Annotated in this window: 17 protein-coding genes and 1 riboswitch; of the genes, 3 read left to right on the forward strand and 14 right to left on the reverse strand. The window is 65.0% G+C overall.

Translation table 11 applies throughout. The annotated features are described in order from the left end of the window. Nucleotides 1–6: 6 nt before the first annotated feature. From ML540_RS15810 to serB, 4 genes are all read right to left on the reverse strand, one after another. Entirely contained in the window at nucleotides 7–639 is a 633-nt protein-coding gene (locus tag ML540_RS15810) for a DNA-3-methyladenine glycosylase family protein (protein ID WP_243363365.1), read from the reverse strand. Between the two features lie 98 nt (nucleotides 640–737). Then, complete coding sequence (gene thiM, locus ML540_RS15815) at nucleotides 738–1,535, reverse strand: hydroxyethylthiazole kinase (protein ID WP_243363366.1); 798 nt, start codon at nucleotides 1,533–1,535, stop codon at nucleotides 738–740. 50 nt (nucleotides 1,536–1,585) lie between these two features. Then, nucleotides 1,586–1,687, reverse strand: a riboswitch (TPP riboswitch). Between the two features lie 54 nt (nucleotides 1,688–1,741). Next, the gene (locus ML540_RS15820; protein WP_243363367.1) at nucleotides 1,742–2,638 is read right to left on the reverse strand and encodes a universal stress protein; all 897 of its coding nucleotides are present in this window, start codon (nucleotides 2,636–2,638) and stop codon (nucleotides 1,742–1,744) included. A 219-nt stretch (nucleotides 2,639–2,857) separates the two neighbouring features. Continuing rightward, nucleotides 2,858–4,069, reverse strand: coding sequence for a phosphoserine phosphatase SerB (gene serB / locus ML540_RS15825; protein WP_243363368.1), 1,212 nt, complete (start codon nucleotides 4,067–4,069; stop codon nucleotides 2,858–2,860). Between the two features lie 93 nt (nucleotides 4,070–4,162). Between serB and ML540_RS15830 the strand changes: the two genes are divergently transcribed. Continuing rightward, on the forward strand, nucleotides 4,163–5,209 hold the full coding sequence (locus ML540_RS15830) for a glycerophosphodiester phosphodiesterase (RefSeq protein WP_243363369.1): 1,047 nt from the start codon (nucleotides 4,163–4,165) through the stop codon (nucleotides 5,207–5,209). A gap of 97 nt (nucleotides 5,210–5,306) precedes the next feature. Here ML540_RS15830 and ML540_RS15835 read toward each other — a convergent pair whose 3' ends face one another. Then, entirely contained in the window at nucleotides 5,307–7,382 is a 2,076-nt protein-coding gene (locus tag ML540_RS15835; protein WP_243363370.1) for an ATP-binding protein, read from the reverse strand. Nucleotides 7,383–7,650: 268 nt separating this feature from the next. On the opposite strand from ML540_RS15835, the gene ML540_RS15840 reads away from it, so the two are divergent. Further along, nucleotides 7,651–8,034, forward strand: a complete 384-nt coding sequence (locus tag ML540_RS15840) for a RidA family protein (RefSeq protein ID WP_243363371.1) — start codon at nucleotides 7,651–7,653, stop codon at nucleotides 8,032–8,034. 157 nt (nucleotides 8,035–8,191) lie between these two features. After that, entirely contained in the window at nucleotides 8,192–8,938 is a 747-nt protein-coding gene (locus ML540_RS15845) for a sulfite exporter TauE/SafE family protein (RefSeq protein ID WP_243363372.1), read from the forward strand. Nucleotides 8,939–9,080: 142 nt separating this feature from the next. Here ML540_RS15845 and ML540_RS15850 read toward each other — a convergent pair whose 3' ends face one another. The 9 genes from ML540_RS15850 to ML540_RS15890 form a co-directional block, all read right to left on the reverse strand. Further along, the gene (locus ML540_RS15850) at nucleotides 9,081–9,680 is read right to left on the reverse strand and encodes an NAD(P)H-dependent oxidoreductase (RefSeq protein ID WP_243363373.1); all 600 of its coding nucleotides are present in this window, start codon (nucleotides 9,678–9,680) and stop codon (nucleotides 9,081–9,083) included. An 11-nt stretch (nucleotides 9,681–9,691) separates the two neighbouring features. Beyond that, nucleotides 9,692–11,596, reverse strand: coding sequence for a 1-deoxy-D-xylulose-5-phosphate synthase (gene dxs, locus ML540_RS15855; RefSeq protein ID WP_243363374.1), 1,905 nt, complete (start codon nucleotides 11,594–11,596; stop codon nucleotides 9,692–9,694). A 14-nt stretch (nucleotides 11,597–11,610) separates the two neighbouring features. Beyond that, nucleotides 11,611–12,498, reverse strand: a complete 888-nt coding sequence (locus ML540_RS15860; protein WP_243363375.1) for a polyprenyl synthetase family protein — start codon at nucleotides 12,496–12,498, stop codon at nucleotides 11,611–11,613. A gap of 1 nt (nucleotide 12,499) precedes the next feature. Further along, entirely contained in the window at nucleotides 12,500–12,730 is a 231-nt protein-coding gene (xseB, locus tag ML540_RS15865; RefSeq protein ID WP_243363376.1) for an exodeoxyribonuclease VII small subunit, read from the reverse strand. Beyond that, nucleotides 12,727–13,632: a M23 family metallopeptidase gene (locus ML540_RS15870; RefSeq protein WP_243363377.1), complete on the reverse strand. Its 906-nt coding sequence runs from the start codon at nucleotides 13,630–13,632 to the stop codon at nucleotides 12,727–12,729. Before ML540_RS15870 ends, xseB begins: the two co-directional genes overlap by 4 nt. Then, nucleotides 13,629–15,092: an exodeoxyribonuclease VII large subunit gene (gene xseA / locus ML540_RS15875; protein ID WP_243363380.1), complete on the reverse strand. Its 1,464-nt coding sequence runs from the start codon at nucleotides 15,090–15,092 to the stop codon at nucleotides 13,629–13,631. Before xseA ends, ML540_RS15870 begins: the two co-directional genes overlap by 4 nt. 167 nt (nucleotides 15,093–15,259) lie before the next feature. Then, nucleotides 15,260–16,984 carry a proline--tRNA ligase gene (locus ML540_RS15880; RefSeq protein WP_243363384.1) on the reverse strand — a complete coding sequence of 575 codons (1,725 nt, stop codon included), beginning with the start codon at nucleotides 16,982–16,984 and terminating at the stop codon, nucleotides 15,260–15,262. Then, nucleotides 16,975–18,081, reverse strand: coding sequence for a flavodoxin-dependent (E)-4-hydroxy-3-methylbut-2-enyl-diphosphate synthase (gene ispG, locus ML540_RS15885; RefSeq protein WP_243363393.1), 1,107 nt, complete (start codon nucleotides 18,079–18,081; stop codon nucleotides 16,975–16,977). Before ispG ends, ML540_RS15880 begins: the two co-directional genes overlap by 10 nt. Before the next feature lie 183 nt (nucleotides 18,082–18,264). Then, nucleotides 18,265–18,927 (reverse strand): phosphoadenosine phosphosulfate reductase family protein, encoded by a 663-nt coding sequence (locus ML540_RS15890; protein ID WP_243363396.1) that lies wholly within the window; start codon nucleotides 18,925–18,927, stop codon nucleotides 18,265–18,267.

The raw sequence follows: 18,927 nt of genomic DNA on the forward strand, positions 1-18,927 counted from the left end.
CACGCCCTACTCTACGGACAACGCCCACAGATACAGCGACGCCACTGATCCGTGCGGCGAGTACCGCCTGCGGTAGCGCTCGAACTGCTCCCTGCTCAGGGTCTTCAGCCCATAGAGCCGCATCATGCCCCGCCGGATGGCCAGGTCGCCCCAACTGACCACGTCGGGGCGGTGAAAAGAATGGATCAGGAGCATCTCGGCCGTCCACACGCCGACGCCCGGCAAGGACGCCAGCCTGGCGATGACATCCTCGTCCGACATCTCGCCAAACCGTGAAAAGTCGATGTCGCCGCGAAACACCGCCTCCCCGACCCCCTTGATGTACCTGGCCTTGCGCATGGACAGGCCACACTTCTGGATGGCCTCCACGTCGGCACCGGCCACCGAGGCGGGCGTGACCCCGGACAGCGCCTGGTCGAGCCGTCCGTAAACCGTCTCCATGGCCTTGCTGGAAACCTGCTGGCCCACGATGCTCTTCGCCAGCGCCGGGAACGGTTCGGGCATGACTTTTCTTCGAATCATGCCCAGCCGGTCGATGGCCGCGCCGAGCTTTTTGTCGCGTCGTTTCAGGTAGTCTATCTCGGCCGCCCCATACTCGAACGTGGGCAGTCCGCGTTCGATCCCCGGTGGCGTTTCCACCGGGGATGATACTTTCGAGACCGTTGGATTCTCCCCCGGACACGCGCCCTGCCCGGACGCTCCCTCTTCCCTGCCTTCGCCGCCTTGCGGAACGCTCGTCACAACACCCTCACTCGGCTTTTCAGGTCGGTCTGGGTCAGGCCGTACAGAAAATCCAGGAAACGAACCTGCATGCTTCCGGGGCCGGCCGCGCCCTCGGCGGCCATGGCCCCGGCGCAGCTCATGACCGCCATGGCCTGGAGCGTGGCCTCGAAGGGAGACTCCGTGACGGCCAGGAAGGCCCCGACAAGGGCCGTGGCCGTGCAGCCGAACCCGGTCACCCTGGTCATGAGCGGATGGCCTCCAGCCAGGCGCACGGTCTTCTCGCCATCGGTCACCACGTCAACTGCCCCGCTCACGCACACCACGCAGCCGAGCCTATGGGCCAGCCGCGTCGCCGCCTCTTCGGCCGCGTCGCTTTCATGGGCGCTGTCCACACCCTTGGACGCGGCGTCCTCGCCAGCCAAGTGCAGAATTTCCGAGGCGTTGCCGCGCAGCACGGCCACTTTCACCTGGGCCAGCAAGGTTTCCGCAAGACTCCGGCGATAGGGGGTGGCCCCGGCGGCCACAGGATCGAAGGCCACTGGCACGGCCGCCCTGTTGGCCGCCGCGCCCGCGGCCAGCATGCTGGCGGAGATGGCTTCGTCCGGGGTGCCCATGTTGAGCACCACCGCGCCGGCTAGGGCGGCGAGGCTCGCGGCATCGGCTGGAGCGTGGGTCATGGCCGGGGAGGCTCCCAGGGCCAGGAGCGCGTTGGCCGTGCTGTTGGTGACCACGTTGTTGGTGATGTTGACCACGAGAGGACCCCGCTCGCGGATACGGCTCAGGCTTGCGAAAGCGGACGAAGCAATGGGCATGGCGGCCTCATGAATGTTGGCGGAAACGCGGCGGGGAAGGAATACGGGGAAGCAGCGGGCATCCGAATTCCCTCCGGCGGTTCGAACCGCGTCAGGTTCCATGGGTGTGATCTCAGCCCCGGCCCCAGGCCGGCGCACCCCAATCGGATGACCAAATCATAACCGGATGCCCGCGCACCTGCAAGGCGCGGACTAAGCCCTTTCCCCTACGCTCCACTCCCCCCGATCGTGAACTTTCGGTTGATGCTCACCACCGGGCACAGCGCCCGAAATGCCACGTTCACCACTGTGGATCTCTCGAAGGCGCATTCGGGGTCCGACTCCCTGGTGTGGTGCGCCATGACGATGACATCAGCCCCACGCAGTCTGGCCAGCTTGAGAATCTCCACCGCCGTCTGGCCTTCATGGCACACGTACTCCACGTCGGCCGCGCCCTGCGCCAGGACGCCGTACTCGGCCGCCATCCTGTCCATGCGCTCGCTGATGACCCGCGCGATTTCCTCCTGCGGCATGTTCGCCGCCACGCTGTCGGTGTCCAGCACGTTGAACAGGGTGAGACCCGCATTGCATTTTCCGGCAACCTGGGAGGCATAGTCGATGCAGAAACCGTCCTTTGCGGAAAATCCCGTGGCCGCGATGACGCGCCGGAACACCCCCGCGCCGTGCGGGGCCGGGTGGCTCACCATCATCACCGGGCAGGATGCGTCCTGAAGGACGCGTTCCAGGGTGTGCCCGACCCTGGGCTGCTGGAGATCGTGCATCGTCGGCAATTGCTTTGCGGATGGACACATGACGATGAGATCCGCATTGATTTCCCGCGCCTTGCGCAGGATTTCCACGTGGGGAACCCCCTGTTCCGCCGCGATCACGTGGTTGGGCACGCCCTGGAGTTTGCTGGCATAGTGGCTGGTCATTCCGGCCTTGATCCGGTCGAGTTCGCCGGGCAAGGCCAAAAGCTCCGCCTCGCCCCAGAGGTGCTCGAAACCATAGACGTGCAGAAGGGTCAGTGTGGATCCGAAGCTCTGCGCAAAGGAGATCGCCGCGTCAGCGGCCTGTTCGCAGTAGGACGACGGGGTGATGGGGACCAGGATGTTCTTGAACATGAAGCGCCTCCTTACCCGAGAAGATCGACTTCATCTTCCGGACTGGTTGATTTTGGGAAGGACGCTACCACGGCGCAAAGGAAAGGGGGAGGACTCAGGCGAGATTTCGGAGGGATTTTTTCCCTCAGGCGGCAAAATTGCGGCTCACGGGTCGCACTGGCGAAAAGGCCGGTCCGAGTGAACGAACCGGCCATGAGTTAACATGCAGATCTGACCGGGTTACTCGATGTCCCTGTCCCGGAAGCCCAGCAGGTAGAGCACCGCGTCCAGCCCCAGGGTGGAGATGGCGTGTCCGGCCCCCTCCTTCACCACGGGCTTGGCCCGAAAGGCTATCCCTAAGCCGGCCAGGTTGAGCATGGGCAGGTCGTTGGCCCCGTCGCCCACGGCGATGGTCTGCTTGAGGGAAATGTTCTCGCTCTGGGCGATGCTCTTCAGAAGTTCGGCCTTGCGCTGGGCGTCCACGATCTCGCCGTCCACTTCGCCGGTGAGCTTGCCGTCTTCGATCTTGAGCTTGTTGGCGTGAACGTAGTCGATGCCGAGCCGTGCTTTGAGCTTTTCCCCGAAGAAGGTGAAGCCGCCCGAGATCACGGCGGTCTTGTAGCCAAAGCGCTTGAGGTTGCGCACCAGTTTTTCCGCACCGTCGTTTAAGGGGATATGCTCCGCCACCTTTTCGAGCATCTCCACCGGGAAGCCTTTGAGCAGGCTCAGGCGCTTGGCCAGGCTCTGGCGGAAATCCAGCTCGCCGCGCATGGCCGATTCCGTGATGGCCGACACCTGCTCCCCCACCCCCCATGCCTTGGCCAGCTCGTCGATGACCTCCACACGGATGAGCGTGGAGTCCATGTCGAAGGCCACCAGCCTGCGGTTGCGGCGGAAGGCGTTGTCTTCCTGCAGGGCGATGTCCACGCCCATTTCGGCGGCGATGGCCAGAAACGACTTGCGCATGGCCTTGACGTCGCCCGGGTTGCCGCGCACGGAGAATTCGATGCAGGCCGGGCGCAGCGTATCCGAGTCGTTCAGGGGCGGGCGGCCGGTGAGCCTGTTCACCGACTGGATGTTCAGGCCGTTGGAGGACACCACCTGGGTCACGGCGGCCACCTGGGCGGCGCTTATGGTGCGCCCCAGCAGGGTCACGATCCAGCGCGGCTTGCCCGCGGCTTCGACCCAGCTGGTGTAGCCCGCGGGGCTCACCGGGGTGAACTTGCAGCTGATGCCCATTTCATGGGCGGCGTAGAGCAGGTCCTTGACCACTGCGGCGGACTCGCCCCCCTCGGGGATGCGCACGAGCAGGCCCAGGGACAGGGCGTCGTGGATCACGGCCTGGCCCATGTCCAGGATGTCCACGCCGTACTCGGCCAGGAGCCCCGAGACGGTGGAGGCTATGCCCGGCCGGTCGGTGCCGGATATATGTACGAGCATGAGGTCTTTCATGTATGGTCCTTGGCGGGTAAAGTCGTCTGATGTTTCCATAAAACGCGTCCGGGGTAAATGCCCGCGTGAGGCCCCGCGCCACAGGAGACCATCATGAGGATTCCCAGCGCACTTCTGGCCGCGCTCATTCTTTTCGCATCATTTACGGAGGATATCGCCCTGCCAGCCGCCAAATCACCCATCATAATCGGCCACCGGGGAGCCTGCGGCTACCGTCCCGAGCACACCCTGGCATCCTACGAACTGGCTGTGGAGCTGGGAGCGGACTTCATCGAGCCAGATCTGGTTTCCACCAGTGACGGCGTGCTGGTGGCCCGCCACGAGAACGAGATATCCGGAACCACGGACGTCGCCGTGAAATTTCCGGAGCGAAAAGCCATGAAGACCATCGACGGCCAGCCGGTGGAGGGCTGGTTCACCGAGGACTTCACCCTGGCCGAACTCAAGACCCTGCGGGCCAGGGAGCGCCTGGAATTCCGGGACCAGTCCTTCAACGGAAAATTCGAGATACCCACTTTCCGGGAAATCATCGCGCTGGCCAAGCGCAAAAGCGCCGAAACGGGTCGGGTGATCGGCATCTACCCCGAGACCAAGCATCCCACCTATTTCCGCTCCATCGGCCTGAACCTGGAGGAGCCGCTCGTCAGGGAACTCAAGGATGCCGGATGGGACAAGGCGGATTCGCCCGTGTTCATCCAGTCCTTCGAGGTTGCCAACCTCAAGGATTTGAAAAAGATGATCGACGTCCCCTTGATCCAACTCTTCGAGGAACCGGACATGCGCCCGTACGATTTTGTGGTCTCGGGCGACCCGCGCACCTACGCCGACCTGTGCAAGCCTTCGGAACTCAAAGGCATGGCCGCATACGCGGCGGGCATCGGCCCTTGGAAGCGCCTCATCGTGGGCGAGACCCCGGACAAGTCCCTCAAGGCCCCGTCAACGCTCGTGCGCGACGCCCACGCGGCCGGGCTCCTGGTGCATCCCTACACTTTCCGCAACGAGGCGCGTTTCCTGGCTGCCGAGTACGGAGGCGATCCCCGGGCGGAGTACATCCAGTTCTTCGAGTTGGGCGTGGATGGGCTCTTCTCGGATTTCTCGGATACCTCCTTCGCGTCGCGGGAGAAGTTCCTGAAGAGATAACTGCCTGATCGAAGGAGCAGCGCACGGCATGAATCGGAGGAACGTCCAGAAGGATTGGCCTGTCGGAAGGGGCGTCCAGACGAGCCGCACGGAGGAATCAGAAAGTCGTTGTTTTGGAGCCGTCGTCGCCAAGCGGAAGCCGGATGATGAACGTGGTGCCCTGCCCAGGCTTCGAGACCACCTCGAAGGTCCCTTTGTGGTTCGAGGTGATGATGTAATAGGACACGGACAGGCCGAGCCCGGTACCTTCTCCGGGCGGTTTGGTGCTGAAGAAGGGCTCGAATACTCGCTTGCGCACGTCTTCAGGCATGCCCGGACCGTTGTCCTCCACTTCGATTCGGACGTACTCTCCGTCCAGGCGCGTGCGCAGCGCGAGTCTGGACGGAGCCACGCCCTCCGTGCAGCATTTCATGGCCTGGGCGGCGTTCTTGAGCAGGTTGAGCACCACCTGCTCCACTTGATTGGCCGTACAGGGAACCGGCGGCAGTGACGTGTCATAGTCCTTCTCGACGAGCACCTTCCTGAAATCGTATTTTTTCTTGAGGTCGTAGTCGTTCAGGCTGAGTTCCAGAGCCCTGTCCAGAAGGCCGTTCAAGTCCGTGAAAGTCTTTTCCCCGCTGGTCTTGCGGCTGAATTCCAGCATGTTGGACACTGTCACTGCGGCCCGCTTGGCCGAATCGCGGATGCCTCGCAACAGCGCGTAGGCGTCTCGTCGCCGCAGGTAGCTCCAGACGGTCTCGAGCTCGCAACCGGATTCGAACGCCGCAGCGCGGTTGACGGGGGTGTCGTTCTCCAGCCTGTTCGCCAATACCTGGGCGTTCTGCAGGATACCGCTCAAGGGGTTGTTGATTTCGTGCGCCATTCCGGCAGCAAGACCGCCCAGGCTCATCATCTTTTCCGTCTGAACCATGATCTCCTGCATGCGGGTCTTTTCGGAGATGTCCGCGATGATCAGGAGCAGGTAGAGCACGGAATCCGCCTCGATGCGGGCCAGCAGGCAGTCGATCATGACCTCCTTGCCGAAGTTCGACGTCATGCCGATATCCATGCGGGATGGCTCGCCGCTCGAGAGCACGCGTTCAGACAGGGCGAGCAGCCCAGAGTTCCTCCAGGAGGCAAGGTCCCTGAAATTCTGCCGCCGCAACTCTTCGAGCGTCCCTCCCATGAGGTCGGCCATGGTCCGGTTGGCGGCAACGCAACGACCCGAGACCGCCTCGTACACCCCGATGCCAGCCGGGGAATGCTCGAGAATCATGCGGAAGCGATGTTCGCTGGTCGTAAGCGCCCGCTCCCATGTCCGGTGTTTCCACTGCAGATATCCGGCCATGGCCAGCAGTATGGCGATGCACGAGACCATCCAGGGTGTTTCCGGATGGTCCCGGAAGTAGCCGAGCACGCCCACCTGCCTGGGCATGAGCGCCAGGATGGTCAGGCCGCTGCTTCTGGATTCGAGCACTCCGGCCAGGTACTCGAGGCCCTCGAACCTGACGGAAGGAAAGTCGCCCTTGGCGTCGACCTCCAGCAGGCTCGGCGCCTGTTCGCGAACGGCCTTGCCGAGCAAGCCGGCGAACGGCCCGGTGGCGTAGTTGACTTGGCCCGACTGACCGTAGACCACCAGCGACGGTTTGACGGACGCGGCCAGTTCGTCCCATCTGGCCGAAAGCGCCGAGAAATGGATGGATGCGCCGACGAGGCCGTTGAATTCTCCGCTGTCGCCGGTCAGAGGCACGACAACTCCCGTGACCATTTCTCCAGTGATGGGACCCTGGTGGGGCTGCATCACCGCTAGAGGAGCTCCCTTTGCCACTCGTTGGAAGAATTCCTTGCCGGAAATGCATTGCGGCGGAACGGAAAGGGGTTTGGCGGAGGCGAAGAAACAACCGTCCTTTCCGGTAGCGGCGATGTTCTCCGCTTCAGGAAAGGACTGCTCCAACTGCCGGAAATAGTCTCCTGATGCGGCCGCATCGTGGGAACGGACCGCGGGGATTCGGGCCACCCCGGTGAACAACGCCACATAACGGTCCACGAACGCGCTTGCGGCTTCGTCGGCCAGGAGGCTGGCGTTGCGGCATTCGGTCCAACGTTGCCGGAGCTCATCCTGCCGGTGCCAGGACACGCTGTGGACGAGATAAACCCCCATCCCCACGGCAACGGCCAGGAGGGTCGCAAGCATGCGTCTGCTGTGGGAACCGGTAACCATATCGTGCTCTTCGCGCAATCCGCCCTGAAGGCGGGAGAGAACTGTTCGGGTTGCCCAGGCGTCCGGAAACGCCGCTTTCTCGGGATATTTGATCCTGGGGACGGTCGTTATCCGCGTCCGCACGCCCGCCAAACGCCTGTGACTATCCGCCTCTTTACCGCATACAGGTTGTCATTGCTAGGTCTTGGCCTCGCCTCGTTGCTGGGGTACACATGTCCGAGCCTCACTCAAGGAGCACTTCATGTCCGCCAAAGAGATCATCGACACCAAGAACGCCCCGGCCGCCATCGGCCCCTATTCCCAGGCCGTTTGGGCCGGAGACCTGCTCTTCTGTTCCGGCCAGATACCCATCGACCCTGCCACGGGCCAGATCGTCCCCGGTGGGGCAGCCGATCAGGCCCGGCAGGTCCTGGTCAACGTCAAGGCCGTACTCACGGCCGCAGGCCTCGGCATGGAGAACGTAGTCAAAGCCACTGTCTTCTTTAAGGATATGAATGACTTCCAAGCTGTGAACGAGGTCTACGCCTCATGCTTCGCGGCCCCATACCCCGCCCGTTCCGGCGTCGAGGTGGCCCGGCTGCCCCGCGACGTGCTGGTAGAAGTCGAGGTTGTGGCCAAGCGCTAGCCCTCCCCCGCACCATTTTTGTCCATATCGCGACATATCTTGTCGCAACCTCTCAAACATTCGCGTGGCCGGTCGGGTAAGACCCGTCCGGCCGCACGGCCGGGGACGTATTGTCTCGGCTGGTGGTTCGGCCGCAAGTTCGTACAGGGGGATTGTCATGGGTTCGTATCTTTTGTTGACCACGGCCGCGTTCTTCGCTGGTGTCATGAACGCGGTGGCTGGCGGGGGCTCATTCCTCACGTTTCCCGCTCTGGTTTTCACCGGTGTGCCCTCGGTGATCGCCAACGCTTCGAGCACAGTGGCCCTGTTTCCCGGCAGCTTCGCCAGCGCCTGGGCCTATCGCCGGGATTTCACCCACTTTGAGAACATCCCCTTCAAGGCCTCCCTGCTCGTGAGTCTTGCCGGTGGAGTCACCGGTGCGCTGCTGCTTCTCTTCACATCGCAGCACGCCTTCGACGTGGTCATCCCCTGGCTTCTGGCTTTTGCTACCGTGCTTTTCACCTTCGGCCCCAAAATCGCCCCCTGGCTCAGCAGTCGCTTCCACATCGGCGTGCCCACGGTGCTTGCCTGTCAGTATCTGGTGGCCATCTACGGCGGATATTTCGGCGGCGCGGTGGGCATCATCATGCTGGCGCTGTTCAGCCTGCTGGGGCTCAAGGACATCCGCTCCATGAACGCGCTCAAGACGCTGCTTGGCGGCTCCATGAACGCGGTGGCCGTGGTGTGCTTCGTTATCGCGGGCAAGGTCTGGTGGACGCAGACCGCGGTGATGCTCTTGGGCTCGGTGGCAGGAGGCTACATGGGGGCCCACTACGCCAGGAAGATGAACCCCAAGATCGTGCGCGCCATCATCGTGCTCATCGGCGTGGGAATGACCATCGTGTTTTTCCGGCGCGGCTCCTGAGAGAAGAAAGACCATGCAAACGGCGCGGGCCGGTCTGGGGGGAATTCCCCGCAGACCGGCCCGTTTCAATTTCTAAGGACGGCGCGACCGTCAGGCCGTGGCGGGCAGCATCCGCCGGCAATGAGGCCGATTGGTGGTCGGCTCAGGCAGTTCCGAAAATGCCGGTCAGCATGGCCTCGGCTTCGTCCAGCCAGCTGCTGCGCTGTTCAGGAGTGGAGGCGACCACAACGGAAAAAGTCCGGCGGTGGAAATCCTTCACCCCGCACAGATCGAAAATGCAGTCTTTCCAGATGCGTTCGAGCGGATCGCCGAAAACTTTACGCTCGCGGTCTTCCAGCGTGTTGGAGGTATTGAGGACCACTGCGCTTCTGGCCTTGAGGAGTCCCCTGGGAACCCCCTCGCCCCCGTCGCCCTCGAGGAACTCATAGGCCACGCCGGGGCGCATCACCCGGTCCACCCAGCCTGTAAGCACTGCCGGGGGCATGCCCCACCAGTTCGGGTGCACAACCACGATCCCGTCCACTTGGGCGATTTCCTCGCAGTGCCGGGTGATGACACCGGGCACCACGCCATCCCGGGGAATCTCCACATCGGGCAGCGCTGGCGGAAAGCGCTCGGCGTAGAGGTCGTGCAAGGCGACCTCATGGCCGAGATTCTTGAGCGTCAATGACGCCCGTTCGGCGATGGCATGGTTGAAACTGCCAGGGGAGGGGTGGCACAGGATGATCGAGACCTTGCTCATGCCACTCATCCTTAAGAGGAAATAAGGTCCTTCGCGGCGTCCTTGATCCCCTGCTTGTGGATGCCCAGCATCTCCCGCAGAATCTTCTGCGGCCCGTGCTCCACGAAGTGGTCCGGGATGCCCAGGCGCCTGACCGCCGTGCCCGCCAGTTTCCCCTCGTCGCTTAAAAGCTCCACCACTGCCGAACCGAACCCGCCCTGGAGGGCGTTTTCCTCAACGGTGAGGACGCGACTGAAGCGCCCGGCCAGGGATACCAGGTCCTCGGCGGGCAGGGGTTTGACGAACCGGGCGTTGTAGACAGCCACGGACAGCCCGCTTTCAGCCTCCAATTCCACGGCGGCCTGAAGCGCCGGGAGCACCCGGCTGCCGATGGCCACAATGAGCGCGTCCTTGCCGTCGCGCAGAAGTTCCCCTTGGCCGACAGGCAGAGGTTCGGGGTCGCATGCAAGCTCGGCCCCGATGCCCACGCCACGCAGGTAGCGTATGGCCACGGGACCGTCGTGGGCCATGGCCGTGGCCAGCATCCTCTGGAGTTCGGCCTCGTCCTTGGGTGCCATGAGCACCAGGTTTGGGATGTGGCGCAGGAAGGAGAGGTCGAACACACCGTGGTGCGTGGCTCCGTCCTCGCCTACCAGCCCTCCCCGGTCCAGGCAGAGGGTTACAGGCAGGTTCTGCAGGCAGACGTCGTGCACGATCTGGTCGTAGGAGCGTTGCAGGAACGTTGAATAGATGGCCACCACGGGTTTGAGCCCCTGGGTGGCCAGGCCGGCAGCGAAGGTCACGGCGTGCTGCTCGCAGATGCCCACGTCCACGAAGCGCTCCGGGAAGAGCCGAGAGAAGCAGGAAAGCCCCGTGCCTTCGGGCATGGCCGCGGTGATGGCCACGATACGCGGGTCCTTGGCGGCGAGCTTGCACAGGGTGTCGCCGAAGACGTCGGTGTACGAGGGCAGCTTGACGCCCGCGTTCTTGATGGCCTCGCCTGTTTCCGGCTCGAAGGAGCCCACCCCGTGGAAATATGTGGGATTCTTCTCGGCCGGGCTGTAGCCCCTGCCCTTCTGGGTGAGCACGTGCACCAGCACGGGGCCCTTCATGTCGCGCACCTCCTTGAACACGGAGGTGAGCTTGGGCAGATCGTGACCGTCGATGGGGCCCACGTAGTTGAAATGGAACGCCTCGAAGAGCATGCCCGGGGTGAAGAAGCCCTTGAAGGACTCCTCGCCGCGCTTGACGATCTCCACCATCTCCTGGCCGAAGGGCATGAGCCGGGCCATGGACTCGAACTCCTTCTTGGCCCGCTGCACCCAGCGGTTGGAGAGCTTGCGCGACAAAAACAGCGACAGCGCCCCCACGTTCTTGGAGATGGACATCTTGTTGTCGTTGAGCACGACCACCAGGTCGCGCTCGTCTCCGCCCGCCTGGTTCAGGCCCTCGTAGGCCAGGCCTGCGGTCATGGAGCCGTCGCCGATGACGGCCAGCACCTTGTTGCTCGCCCCGAGCACGTCGCGGGCCATGGCCATGCCCGACGCGGCCGAGATGGACGTGCTGGAGTGCCCGGTGCCGAAGTGGTCGTAAGGGCTCTCGGCCATGCGCGGGAAGCCGCTCACGCCGCCCAGGGTGCGCAGAGTGTGGAAGGTGTCGCGGCGTCCGGTCAGGATCTTGTAGGCATATGCCTGGTGCCCCACGTCCCAGACGATCTTGTCACGCGAAGGATCGAAAACGGAAAGCAGCGCCAGGGTGAGCTCCACCACGCCAAGTGACGGGGCCAGGTGTCCACCGTTTTCCGAGACCGTGGCGATGATGAGTTCGCGCACGTCCTTGGCCAGGTGCGCGAGCTCCTCCGTGGAGAGCTTGGCTAAGTCAGAAGGCTTTTCCACGCGAGCGAGCATGGTCAGGGGATGTCCGTCGAGAAGGGACATGAGTCGTATTACTCCTAGGAAACGCGATCCACTATGTATTGCGCCAGATCGCGCAGGAACGCCGCCTCCTCGCCCTCGAAGGGCGAGAGGCTGTCCACGGCCTGGGCCGCATGCCGCCTGGCCAGGTCCATGCTGTGGTCCACGCCGATGAGCGACGGATAGGTGGTCTTGCCCTGCTCCTCGTCGGAGCCCACGGGCTTGCCCAAGGTCTTCTCGTCGCCCACCACGTCCAGCACGTCGTCCACGATCTGAAAGGCCGCGCCGACGGACTGCCCGTAGCTTTTGGCGCGGGCCACGAGATCGTCCGAGGCCCCGGCCAGCTCCGCGCCGCAGACGCAGGCGGCGGTGATGAGCGCGCCGGTCTTGAGGGCCTGCATCTCGCGCAGCTCCTCCAGGCTGACCCCGGCCTTGGCCGTGTAGGCCATGTCCAGGGCCTGACCGCCTACCATCCCGGCCGCTCCTGCGGCTCGGGCCAGGGTGGCGATGGCCCTGGACACCCGGTCGGCGGGCAGGAACTCGGAGGTCCGGGCCATGAGCCCGAACGCTTCGGTGAGCAGGGCGTCACCCGCCAGGATGGCCATGGCCTCCCCGAACACCTTGTGGTTGGAGGGCCTGCCCCGGCGCAGGTCGTCGTCGTCCATGGCCGGAAGGTCGTCGTGCACCAGCGAATAGGTGTGGATGTATTCAAACGACGCGGCAAAGGGCATGGCTGCCTGGGCGGGCGCGCCCAGCATGCGCGCGAAGCACAGGCACAAGACGGGCCGCAGGCGCTTGCCCCCGGCCAGCAGGCTGTATTCCATGGACTCCAGGAGTCCCGCCGGGATGCCCTTTCCCTTGAGCGAACCGCGCAGGAAGGCTTCCACTCCGTCGGCGTAATTCTTCAAGCGTTGCTTGACAGGCACGTCACTTCTCCTCGCTTGCGTTGGCGTCGAACGGCGCGAGCCCTTCCGGTGTCACCTGGCTCACGGCCAGCCGGGCCTCGTCCAGCTGTTTGCGGCAGGAGGCCGTGAGCGAAAGCCCCTCCTTGTACAGGGACACGCCCTGCTCCAGGGCCAGCTCTCCGGATTCAAGCTGATCGACTATCTTCTGCAACCGTTCGAGATTGTTTTCGAAACTATTCTGCTTGTCGTTCATGAGCCCCCCTTGCCCCCAAGGCCTTCGGCGCTTTCGGCCGTGAACAGCGGGGTCGGGTCCACGGCCTGGCCCAGAATCTTCATGCCGAAATGAAGGTGTGGACCCGTGGCGCGCCCGGAGGCCCCCACCTGTCCCACCTGATGGCCGCGCTCCACGTACTGGCCCAGCACAACGTCAACGCGCGACAGATGGAAGTACATGGAGATCACGCCCTGTCCGTGATCGATGAATACCGACTTTCCGTTGAAGTAGAAATCCCCCACCAGGACCACCTTGCCCTGGTTGGCGGCAGCGACCGGGTCGCCTGTCTTGCCGTCCAGGTCCAGCCCGGAATGGGGGCTGCGCGGCTGGCCGTTCAAAATCCGGCGCAGGCCGAAGGCGCTGGTCACCTCGCCCGGAACGGGACGGAGAAACGGAAAGCTCCAGAAACGGCGGGGTGTTATTCCGGCCAGGGCCTTGGTGATCAGTTCCTGCTCGCGCTTGATGCGGGCCAGATCATCCTTGGAAGGCGTGACCATCTTGGGCGGCAGCTTCAGGCGCTGTTCCGGGAAATCCACGGCGTTGACCGTGATCTTGCCCAGCACCATCTCGCGCCGGTTGGGCCGCAGGGCCTCCACCACAAGGGTCTGCTCGCCGTGGGGGCAGCCAAGCCCGGCGCCAAGGAGGACCTCGCCCCGAAACGCGCCTTCGCGCCTGTTCATGGTCACGTCCACGGTCTTTCCCAGCCACTCCACCGTGACCTTCTCCACCTGGTTCTGCAGGCGCACCTCCACCAGGAAGGGAGCTCCCTCGCCCACTGCCTCGGGCACAGTGACGGAAAGCGGCCCCTCCACCAGGGTGGCGGCCTGCGAGACGGCGGCGAACGCCAGAAAAAGAAGCGCCACGAGCGCCCGGATGATCATTTCCGGTTCTTCTCCACGCCCGAGACGGCGGTCTTCACCGTGCCGTCGCGGACCACGATGTCCAGTGCGTCGCCGGGGCGGACCTCGTCCACCCGACGCAGAAAAGTTCCATCGGCCTTGCGGGCCATGACATAGCCCCGATCGAGCGGGGCCTCGGGATCGAGCCCGGCAAGCCGCGCCGCCATGAGGTCCAGGCGCGCGGCCGAGCGTTCCAGGCAGCGCTCCCCAGTGGGTTGCAGACGGCTCGCCGCAGCCTCCAGGCGCGTACCGAGAGCCTCGATCCATGCAGGGCCGAACGCGCTCAGGCGTCGCTCCAGGCCGTCCAGCCGGGCTTCGCCCTGCGCGGGCAGGGCCTGTCCCGCGCGCGCAAGCCGCGCCTCAAGCATGCCGAGCGCGCCTTGCGGTCCGGCAGCCAACGCCCGTCCGGACCGGGCCAGACGCCCGCACAGGTCGTCCAGGCGCTCGCCCAGGCGATCGACCTTGCCCCGTGGGGACAGCCAGGACAATGCCTTCGCCAGCGCCTCCAGACGTTCAGCCTTACCACGCGTGAAACGCGAAAACGCCTGGTTCAAGCGCATGTCCAATTCGTCGGCGCGCTGGGCCAGCACCGCGCGGTCGGGCCACAGGAGCTGGGCCGCGTGGCTTGGCGTGGCAGCGCGCACGTCGGCCACCAGGTCCGCGATGGTGGTGTCCACCTCGTGCCCCACGCCGGTCAGCACGGGAACGGAGCTTTTGAACACCGCCTGGGCCACGGCCTCGGTGTTGAAGGCCCACAGGTCCTCGATGGAGCCGCCGCCCCGCGTCAGCACCACCACTTCGGCCCAGCCGTCGCTCGCGGCCGCGTCAAGGGCCTCGGCGATCTGGCCCGGAGCGGCCTCGCCCTGCACCAGGGCCGGAAAGATGCGCACCTCGCAACCCGTGCCGCGAGCATTCGCCACGCGCAGAAAATCCCGGATGGCCGCGCCCGTCGGAGCCGTGACCACGGCCACGCGCCGGGGATTTGCCGGAAGCGGGCGCTTGCGCTCAGGGGCGAACAGCCCCTGGGCCCCCATGCGCTGCTTGAGGGCCTCGAACTCCATGTAGAGCCGTCCCAGGCCCATGTCCTGCACCAGCTCCGCCACCAGCTGGTAGGCCCCGCGCGGGGCGTACACCGTGAGCCGCCCGGCGCAGAGCACGTCCGCTCCGTCGGCAAGCCAGGACGAATCCGCGGGACCGTCCATCACCTCGCCGGTCAGCGGGTCGTAGCGTTCCGAGCCGTTGAGAGTCACCCCGGACTGGCTGCCCTTGAACCAGACCACGTTCAGCACGGCTTCCTCGTCCTTGAGCGAGAAGTACACGTGCCCCGAGGCCGGACGGGCCAGGTTGGACACCTGACCCCGCACCCACACGAAGGGGAACTGGCCCTCCACGACGTCCTTGAGGGCGCGGGTGATCTCGCCGACGCGGAAGATGTGCTGCATCGGTCAGATCGCCGGTATGCGGTTCGTGGTGGCGGCCATCGTCGTGGGGGGAGCCTCCGGCGGCCAAAGGGCTCTCGCCCTATGGAATCCCTCATGGTGAATACGGTGCTGCCCGGAGCCCGTTCCGGAAAGCGCCAAGGGTTGTTCGGTCAAACGCTGGACCAGAGCTATCTGGCGTTCCAGCCGGCCAGCACCTGCTCCCGCCACGCGGTGAACGCGGCCTCGAAACCCTCCACCGGCAGCTCGGACTTCTCGCCCGTGCGGCGGTCCTTCACCTCGATCACGCCGCGCGCCAAGCCCTTGCCGCCGATGACGACCTGCATGGGCATGCCCATGAGGTCCACGTCCTTGAACTTCACGCCCGGGCGCTCGTCGCGGTCGTCCAGCAGCGCGTCCACGCCCTGGGTGCCCAGCCAGCCGTAGATTTCCTCGGCCTTGGCCAGGGCCTCGCCTTTCACGTCCAGGCACAGGACGGCCGCCTCGTAGGGAGCCAGGGCGGGCGGGAACTTGATGCCGTTGCCGTCGTGGTTCTGCTCGATGCAGGCCGCCACCACCCGCGACACGCCTATTCCGTAGCACCCCATGTACACGATGCGTTCCTTGCCCTGCTCGTCCAGGAAGGTGGCCTTCATGGCCTCGGAATACTTGTACCCCAGCTTGAACACGTGCCCCACCTCGATCCCCTTGGTCAGGGACAGGCCCGTGGCGCACTTGGGGCAGGGGTCGCCGCTCGTCACCGAACGCAGGTCCGCGTAGTTGGTGACGAAGGCGTCGTCGTCCAGGTCCACGTGGATCAGGTGCTCGTCGGCGGCGTTGGCGCCTACGACCCAGTCGGTGTCGTTGGCCAGCTCGCGGTCGGCCAGGATGGTCTTGATGTTCAGCTTCACCGGCCCGGCGAAGCCCACGGGAGCGCCGGTCCAGGCCTGCACCTGCTCGGGAGACGCCAGGGCCACGTCCTGGGCCTTGAGGGCGTTCTTCAGCTTCACTTCGTTGAGCTCGCGGTCGCCGCGCACCAGCGCGGCCACGGGCTGACCGTCGGCCACGAAAAGAAGCGTCTTGACCACCTTCTTCACGGGCACGTTCAGAAATTCCGCCACCTCCTCCACGGTGTGCTTTCCGGGCGTGGGCACGCGCTTGAACTCGGGGCAGTTGCCGGGCTTGGTCCCGGCGGGAGCCACGGCCTCGGCCTTCTCCAGGTTGGCCCCGTAGGCGCAGGCGGAGCAGGCTGCCACGGTGTCCTCGCCGGTGTCGGCCAGCACCATGAACTCGTGTGAGTAGTTGCCGCCGATGGAGCCGGTGTCGGCCTCGACCGCGCGGAACCTGAGCCCCAGGCGCTCGAAAATGCGGCAGTACGCGTCGTACATGCCCTTGTAGCTCACCATGGAGCCTTCCTCGTCCTTATCGAAGGAGTAGGCGTCCTTCATGAGGAACTCGCGCCCGCGCATGAGCCCGAAACGCGGCCTGATTTCGTCGCGGAACTTGCTTTGAATCTGGTACAGGTTCAGCGGCAGCTGCCTGTAGGAGCGTACTTCGTGGCGGATGAGGTCCGTGACCACCTCCTCGTGCGTGGGCCCGAGGCAGTAGTCGCGGTCATGACGGTCCTTGAAGCGCAAAAGCTCCTTGCCGTAGAACTCCCAGCGGCCCGTCTCCTGCCAGAGATCGGCCGGCTGGACACCGGGCATGAGAATTTCCAGGGCTCCGGCACGGTCCATCTCCTCGCGCACGATGCGCGCGGCCTTGTTGAGCGAGCGCAGCCCGAGGGGCAGGAAAGTGTAGATGCCCGAGGTGAGCTTGCGGATCATGCCCGCGCGCAGCATCAGCTTGTGGCTGACCACTTCGGCGTCGGCGGGATCTTCCTTCAGGGTTGGGGCGTAGTAGCGGCTCAGTCGCATCTTTCTTCGAACTCCGTTATGATGAGGTCCAGTTCTTTCATGAATTCGGCCAGGACGTTGGCCTCGCCGCGCACCTTGCGCACCACTTCCCCCTTGCGGAAGATCACGGCGCAGTCGCGGCCCCCGGCCAGCCCGATGTCTGCTTCGCGGGCCTCTCCCGGCCCGTTCACCACGCAGCCCATGACGGCCACCTTGATGGGCGTCTTCACATGGCGCAGCTTCTTTTCCACGGCCTCGGCCATGCCCGCCAAGTCGATCTCGGTGCGCCCACAGGTGGGGCAGGAGACCATCTCCGGGCCGCGCCTGCGCAGCCCCAGGCAGCGCAGAATCTCCCAGGCGGCGTCCATCTCGTTCAAGGGGTCGCCCGTGAGCGACACCCGAAGCGTGTCCCCCAGGCCCATCCACAGGAGAATGCCCAGCCCCACGCCGGACTTGGCCGCGCCCCGAAGCGGGGTTCCGGCCTCGGTGATGCCGATGTGCAGGGGGTAGTCCACCTTCTTGGACAGAAGGGAATAGGCCGCCACGGTGGCGGGCACCGAGGAGGACTTGAGCGAAATCTTGATCTGGTCGAAGTTCTCGTCCTCGAGCATGCGCACGTGGTGCAGGGCGCTCTCCACCATGGCCTCGGGGGTGGGGCCGCCGAACTTCTCCAGCAGGTGCTTCTCCACCGACCCCGAGTTGACCCCGATGCGTATGGGCGCGCCCCGCTCCTTTGCCGCGCGAACTACGGCCGCGACCTTGTCCTGGCCGCCGATGTTGCCGGGATTGATGCGCAGGCCGTCAACGCCCGCATCCAGCGACTTGAGCGCCAGGCGGTAGTCGAAGTGGATGTCAGCGATGACCGGGATGGGCGAGGCGGCCTTGATCTGCCGAAGCGCTTTCGCGGCGTCTTCGTCGGGAACCGCCAGGCGGATGATCTCGCACCCGGCCTCGGCCAATGCCGTCACCTGGGCGATGGACGCGGCCGCGTCGCGTGTGTCCGTGTTGGTCATGGACTGCACGCGGATGGGGTTGTCCCCACCCAGGAGGACGTCCCCCAGGCGTATGACCCGGTTTTTGTGGCGGATGATGGGTGAAATCGTCTGTTCGTGGCTCATGGAGGCAGGAAGCGTAGACGATTTCCCCGGCAAAGCCAACCGGAAGTAGCCCTCCCAGGACTGTCCGCACGGCGTTTCCGGCCGCAAGCCGAGGCAAGTCCGGTTCTCCTCCCGGACGGGCCGCGCGGTCACGGCAAGAGCCTCGGACTACGCATCCGCAGGCCCATGGATCGCCAGCGGCGCTCAGAAGTAGCCCAGGGCGCGCAGCTCGGCCATGCGGGCTTCCTTCTCCTGGTTGCGCCCGGCCCGCTCATCGAGCCCGTGGGCGGCCCTGGCCGTGCAGGGCACGCACCCGAGCGACCGGTACCCCCGGTCATAGAGCTCGCAGTACGGCAGCCCGCGCGCGGTCGTGTGCGCCCAGACGTCCATTTCGGTCCAGTGCAGGATGGGGTTGGCCTGGACGTAACCCTGCCGGTCCTCCAAGTGGGTCAGGTCCGTGCGAGAGGGGTTCTCGTCGGCGCGGATGCCGGTGATGAGCACCTCCAGGCCCAGTTCAGCCACCGCCCGCCTGAGCGGGCGCACCTTGAGCCCGCCGCAACAGGCCAGCTTGTCGGCGGCGATCCGGGTCGGAACGTCCTCGGGCAGGGGGCGGACGATCCGCAGGTCCACGTCCCACTCCTCGGCCATGCGGTCGCGGAAGGCCATGACCTCGGAAAACTTGTGCCCGGTATCCAGGTTGACGGCCAGCACGCGGCGCGACCCCATGGTCTCGCGCCACAGGTCCAGGACCACGGTGGAGTCCTTGCCGCCGGTCCAGGCCAGGGCGACGCGGGCCGGGTCATGGTGCTCAATCAGGGAGGACAGGGTGCGCCGGGTTTCCGCGAGCTTGTCTTGAAGGCTTTGCAT

Origin of the sequence: Fundidesulfovibrio terrae (genome assembly GCF_022808915.1) — a bacterium.
Classification (GTDB): domain Bacteria; phylum Desulfobacterota; class Desulfovibrionia; order Desulfovibrionales; family Desulfovibrionaceae; genus Fundidesulfovibrio; species Fundidesulfovibrio terrae.